General features: G+C 74.3%; 6 protein-coding genes and 1 pseudogene. All 7 read right to left on the reverse strand.

All coding sequences use genetic code 11. The features are described from left to right. Positions 1–189 precede the first annotated feature (189 nt). Positions 190–669 carry a TadE/TadG family type IV pilus assembly protein gene (locus tag J0670_RS28650; RefSeq protein ID WP_307806738.1) on the reverse strand — a complete coding sequence of 160 codons (480 nt, stop codon included), beginning with the start codon at positions 667–669 and terminating at the stop codon, positions 190–192. Then, positions 666–1,040: a TadE/TadG family type IV pilus assembly protein gene (locus J0670_RS28655; RefSeq protein ID WP_243437655.1), complete on the reverse strand. Its 375-nt coding sequence runs from the start codon at positions 1,038–1,040 to the stop codon at positions 666–668. Before J0670_RS28655 ends, J0670_RS28650 begins: the two co-directional genes overlap by 4 nt. Before the next feature lie 35 nt (positions 1,041–1,075). Then, positions 1,076–1,363, reverse strand: a complete 288-nt coding sequence (locus J0670_RS28660; protein ID WP_207814596.1) for a hypothetical protein — start codon at positions 1,361–1,363, stop codon at positions 1,076–1,078. A gap of 128 nt (positions 1,364–1,491) precedes the next feature. Then, positions 1,492–2,370 carry a hypothetical protein gene (locus J0670_RS28665; protein ID WP_207814597.1) on the reverse strand — a complete coding sequence of 293 codons (879 nt, stop codon included), beginning with the start codon at positions 2,368–2,370 and terminating at the stop codon, positions 1,492–1,494. Then, entirely contained in the window at positions 2,367–3,332 is a 966-nt protein-coding gene (locus J0670_RS28670; RefSeq protein WP_207814598.1) for a type II secretion system F family protein, read from the reverse strand. Before J0670_RS28670 ends, J0670_RS28665 begins: the two co-directional genes overlap by 4 nt. Further along, a complete protein-coding gene (locus J0670_RS28675) occupies positions 3,332–4,975 on the reverse strand; it encodes a CpaF family protein (RefSeq protein ID WP_207814599.1) in 1,644 nt (547 codons plus the stop codon). Before J0670_RS28675 ends, J0670_RS28670 begins: the two co-directional genes overlap by 1 nt. Next, a pseudogene (locus tag J0670_RS28680) lies at positions 4,965–5,500 on the reverse strand (hypothetical protein); the annotation flags it as partial. The pseudogene J0670_RS28680 and the gene J0670_RS28675, both read right to left, overlap by 11 nt.

The following is a 5,500-nucleotide window of genomic DNA, read 5'->3' on the forward strand; positions in this document are numbered from 1 at the left end:
CCCCGAGCGCTCTCCGCTTGCGTCTCCCCCGCTCGGGCCGTCCCCAATCCCCCCGGCCGTCCCGCCGGGGGCCTCGCGGTGTCCGGTGCGCCGTCGTGCGCGCCGTCGCGTGTTCTGTCGCGTGTTCTGTCGTGTGTGCTGTCACGTATGCCGTCATGCCCGCCGTCATACCTGCCGTCATGTGTGCCGTCATGTGCCGCGGTAGCGGTCCACCACGGAGGTGAACTCTCCGACGAGGTGCTTCGTCACGGGCAGCCCGGCCGGTCCGCCCAGCAGGTCGACGAGTTCGACGTCGCAGACCACGGTGACGGTGACGGTCGCGACCGGCCCGCCCGGCAGGTCCAACTCGCCCTTGCGCACCCGTACGTCGCCGTTCCGGCAGGAGACGCCCTGCTGGTTCAGCGTCGCCCGGGCGGAGTCCGCGGCGGGTTGGTCCATCCCGTCGACGCTGCGCTGCAGCGAGGCGGTCCTGGCACCGGCGCGGGCGGCGGCCTCGACCGTGCCGGCCGTGGTCTGCACCCGCCCGGCCGCGATCGCCAGCAGGACCAGCCCGACCACGGGCGGAACGACGATCGCCGCCTCGATCGCGACCCCGCCCCGGTCCGGCCGCCGGGGGCGCCACCAAAGCCGGGACCGCGACCGGAGGCGCGCGCGGAACCCCCGGCTCACCGCGTCACCACCGGCGGGACGAAGCGCTCGCGCGGCGCCTCGGCGTACTGCCGGATGCTGGGCGCCGAGAGCCCGGGGATCAGCAGCGGAGGCGTCAGCTCCACGGTGACCCGGATCGTCTCGGGCGTGCTGCCGTCCGTCCGCACCAGGTAGGAGCGCACGCCCTGCCGGTCCAGGAAGTCCCGGGCCTGCCGCTGGGCGGCCTCGTTCTTCACCTCGTCCGTCGCGTTCCCCTGCACCCGCCCGGCGTCCACGCCCTCGCGGGCGGCGGTGAGCGCGACCTGCCGGTCGTACCACCACAGCGCGGCCTGGACAACGAGCAGCAGGAGCAGCAGGACGACCGGGAAGACGATGGCGAGACTGATGCTCATCGACCCCCGGTCGCCGCGGCGGCGAGGAAGGCGCATCACTTGGTGGCGCCACCCGCGCCGCCGCCGGGCAGGTTCGGGTCCTGCTCGACCTTGGTGACCACCTTGTCCTTCAGCAGGTACAGCGCGGTCGCGACGGCGCCCGCGACGAACACCAGCGCGATGATGGCGAGGGCGAGTTCGATGCTGATGGCGCCGCGGTCACCGCGCGCGCGGGCGGCGCGCAGCCGGCCCAGCCGCAGTGTGAACAGCAGCAGGGCGAACTGCACGGGCAACAGGACGGGTCGCAGCACCCGGCCTGCCAACTGGGCGAGTCGTACGGTCATCGGGATCTCCGGTGGTGAGGTGTGGTGTCAGCCGCTCTTGCTCTGGTGCTCTCTTGCTCTGGTGCTCTCTTGCTCTGCTGCTCTGGCGCTCTTGCACTGCTGGTGCTGCTCCTGCTGTGGGACGGGCTTCAGTTGAGCATCTGGTGGAGCGCGGGAAAGACGATCAGGACCGTCATCAGCAGGGTCAGCGCGGCCCCGGGCGCGACCATCCGCTCGCTGTCGGCGTTGGCGCGGGCGAGGTCCTCGGCGAGCAGTTCGCCGCGCAGTCCCTTGGCGCGGGCGCGCAGGGTGTCGTACACGGCGGCGCCGTCGGTGCCGGAGAGCCGCATGATGTCGGCCACGTCCTGGAGCGGGCTGAGCCCCAACTCGGCGGCCAGCGCGTCGAGTCCGGCCCAGGGCGGGAGCCGGTCGGTGGCGGCGCGCTCCAGGGCGTCGCGGATCCGCCGGAACACCGTGCCCTGCCCGACCGAGGCGGCGCGGCGCAGCGCCTCGGCGGGGCCGCAGTCGGCGGCCCGCTCCAGCGCGACGAGTTCCAGGTAGGCGGCGATGCCGTGCAGGTACTCGGTGCGCGCCTCCTTGGCCTCGCCGCGCACGATGGCGTCCGGGACGAAGAAGAGCAGCCCGGCCAGCAGCGGCCCGGCGACCAGCGGCAGGGCGAAGGGCAGACCGACGTCCATCAGCAGGGCCATCGCGCCGAGGTAGGCGGGCAGCACCAGGCCGATCGCGGCGAACAGCAGCTTGTGCACCATGAACCGGGCCGGGCTACGGCCGATCAGGGCGAGTTCGCGGTGCGGGATGGAGACCCCGCGCAGGGTGAGCGAGCGTTCGCCGATCCGGTCGTACCAGCGCGGCCGCTCGTCCGGGTCCTGCGGCCGGTCGGCGGGGGTGCGGTGCAGCCGGTCCAGCGCCTGGCGCAGGTCGGGTGGTGCGGGCCGCAGTTCGGCGATCAGCAGGGCGACGCCGCCGGCCGCGGCGGCACCGGCCAGCACGGACCAGGGGGAGATCATCGGACCTCCCCGAGCTGCTCGACCGGCTCCGCCTCGCCGCCGACCGGGCCGCGCCGCCGACCGCCCTTGCTGCGCCGGTCCGGCGTGAGCAGCCGGGGCACCGGCGGGTGCGCGGCCAGCGCCCGCATCCAGGCGATGATCGCGACGAACAGGGCGGCGACCACGGCGAGCACGATCTGACCGAGGAACGTCCCGTACGGGCGGGTGTACTCGGTGTTGAAGGAGCCGATCGTGACGACCAGCACGATGATGCCGACCAGCCAGCGGATGGTGGTCCGGTGCTTGGCCCGGTCGGCCTCGATGGCGCGGCGCTGGCGGACCTCCTCGCGCACCGAGTCGGCCATGTCGGAGAGGGTGCGGGCCAGGCCCGGGCCGCTGTCCCCGGCGCGCAGCACCAGGGCGGCGAGCACCTTGTCGGCGGTGGCGTCGGCCAGGCTGTCGGCGAAGGCGTGCAGTGCCTCCTCGGGCCGCCAGCGGGCCTGGAGCCGGGCGGCCAGTTCGCCGATCTCGTCCTCCAGGGCGGCGGGGGCGGTGCGGCGGCTGGTGACGATGGCCTGGTTGAGGCCGACACCGAGCAGCAGCACGTCGGCGATCCGCTGGGTCCACTCGGACAGCGCTTCCAGCCGCTCGATCCGGTGGGTGTCCGGGCGGGTGGTGTCGAACAGCCAGGGCAGGCCGAAGACGGCCAGCGGTACCAGCAGCGCGGTCAGCGGGATGCCGGTGAACAGCCAGGCCAGCGGGGCGCCGACGAGCGCGACCGGCAGCTGGACGCGGCGCAGCCGCACCATCCGCAGCGAGGCGGCACCGGGGGCGCCGTACCAGAAGACGTGGACGCGGCTGGCCAGCGGGTTGTCCCGCCGGGTGGTCTCCTCCTCGTCGGCGGGCTCGCTGCCGCGGGCCCAGGCCACCAGGGCGACCAGGCCGCCCGCGACCGCCAGCCCGCACAGGGCGAACAGCAGCATCACCGCGCGCCACCACCGATCCGCAGGTGCAGGGGGGTGGCCCAACTCCCGTACCGGGAGTCGAGCAGCGAGGCGTCGAAGCCGGCCCGGCGCAGGTCGTCCAGGCACTGCGGCGGGGTGTGCGGGACGGCCCGCGGCTCGCCGAGGTCCGGCCGGGGGCCGAAGACGGTGTTCAGCGCGGGCCGGCCGCTCTCGCCGAGGCCGGTGACCTCCAGCACGTGCGAGACGAAGCGGTGCCGGCGGCCGCCGACGGCGGTCTCGTCGACCATGGAGACGTGCACGATGAGGTCCAGGGCGTTGGCGGTGAGGCGGTAGGCGAGCGAGTCGGTCATGTGCGAGCCGTACTCCAGGCAGAGTTCGGCGATGCGGTCGACGACCATCTGCGGGCCGCGGGCGTGCAGGGTGCACATCGAGCCGCCCTCGCCGTTGGTCATGACCCGCAGCATCGGGACGACCTCGCCGGAGCGGACCTCGCCGACGATGATCCGGGAGAGCGTCATCCGCAGCGCGGCCGGAATGAGGTCGCCGATCGTCAACTCCCCCGCCAGGCGGCCCTCGACTCGCTCGCCGTTGCCCTCGCGGGCCTCCATCGGAACGACCTGGCGCAGGTGGCCGAGGGTGTGCAGCCAGAGCTCGAACTCCGACTCCAGGGTGCCGATCCGCTCGTCCGGCGGGATCTCGGCGGCCATCGCGCGCAGCAGGCTGGTCTTCCCGACGCCCTGGGTGCCGGTGATCATCACGTTCTTCCGGGCCCGGATCGCGGCGGCCAGGAAGGAGGCCAACGTGCCGTCCAGGGTGCCGAGTTCGACCATCTCGGGGAGGGTCGCGGAAGCCACCCGGTGGCGCCGGATCGCCACGTACGGGCGGGGCGTGACCTCGGTCAGCGCCTGGAGGCGCATGCCGCCCTCCAGGCGCAGCGCGAGCGTCGGGCTGGCGGTGGACAGGCTGCGTTCACCGCCGCCGTGCTGGCGGGCGAGGTCCTGGAGCAGCTCGATGAGTTCGGCGTCACTGTCGGCCACCGGCGGTACCTGGCGCAGGGGTTGGTGCACCTTGGAGACCCAGACGTCGTCGCAGCCGTTGATCAGGATGTTCTCGATCTCCGGGTCGTCCAGGTAGGGCTGGAGTCGGCCGGCCCGGAACAGCAGGTCGAAGACGGCCTCGGCGAGGGCGCGGTCCTGCTCCCGGGTGGGCGGGATGCCGTGGGTCTGCGCGTAGGCGTCGGACCAGCGGGCGACGGCCTCCTCGATCAGCGCCCGGCCGCGCTGGCGCCGGGTGGCGCGGTCCGGCTCGGAGCCGGATGCGGCCGTCAACCGGCTGATCTGCTGGTGCAGTTCGGCCGCGACCTGGCGCTTGAGCTCCCGCGCGACCTGTGGGTCGACGGCCGGGCGGGTGGCGGCGCCGCGCAGGTCCAGCGAGGGCAGCTGGGAGGGAACGGCGGTGGGCCCGGCGGCGCCACCGGGGGCCGGGGCGACCGGGCCCGACCAGTACGACTGGGGTTGCTGCGGCTGGGGCTGTTGGGACTGCTGCGGCTGCGCTCCGACCGGCCCGGGCGCGGGCGTCGGTGCGGGTGCGGGTGCGGGTGCGGACCAGGGCAGGGCGGCCGGATCGGCCGTCGGGCGCTGGTGCAGGGGGCTACCGCGCACGGAGCACCTCCCCGGGGTTGTGCGGGTACTGCCGCCCGATTATCTGATCCTCCGTCACGATCGGTTCCTGGAGCGCGTACTGGCCCTCCTCATCGCCCGGCACCCCCGACTGGACGTGTGCCGGGAAGGGTGCCGGTGCGGCCGGCTGCGGTGCCAGACCGGCGAGCGGCGCGACCGGTCCGGTGGTGATCACCGGCGGGGTGTAGGACGGCTGCTCGGCCTCGCCCGAGCCGTAGGCCTGCCGCTCGTACGACTGCCGCTCGTACGACTGCTGCCCGTACGGCTCCTGGCCGTAGGCGGGTTGGCCGTACACCGGCTGCCCATGGGGCGACTGCCCGTAGGCCTGCTGCCCGTACGGGCTCGGCGCGGGCGTGGGCGCGGTCGGCGGAACGGGGCCGGGGCCGGGCCCGGGCGCAGGAACGGTCGACGGGACGGGCGCCGGCGGGGCCTGCACCGAAGTCTGGGCCGAAGTCTGGGCCGGGCTCTGAATCGGGCTCTGAACGGGCGCCGGTATCGGCGCCGGGC

It is taken from the genome of Streptomyces sp. FH025, assembly GCF_017427025.1.
Classification (GTDB): domain Bacteria; phylum Actinomycetota; class Actinomycetes; order Streptomycetales; family Streptomycetaceae; genus Kitasatospora.

What these genes read in the sequence shown, in the direction of transcription:
- J0670_RS28655 (WP_243437655.1), bottom strand. Translation starts at nt 1,040, where the DNA reads ATGAGCATCAGTCTCGCCATCGTCTTCCCGGTCGTCCTGCTGCTCCTG.
- J0670_RS28660 (WP_207814596.1), bottom strand. Translation starts at nt 1,363, where the DNA reads ATGACCGTACGACTCGCCCAGTTGGCAGGCCGGGTGCTGCGACCCGTC.
- J0670_RS28665 (WP_207814597.1), bottom strand. Translation starts at nt 2,370, where the DNA reads ATGATCTCCCCCTGGTCCGTGCTGGCCGGTGCCGCCGCGGCCGGCGGC.
- J0670_RS28670 (WP_207814598.1), bottom strand. Translation starts at nt 3,332, where the DNA reads ATGCTGCTGTTCGCCCTGTGCGGGCTGGCGGTCGCGGGCGGCCTGGTC.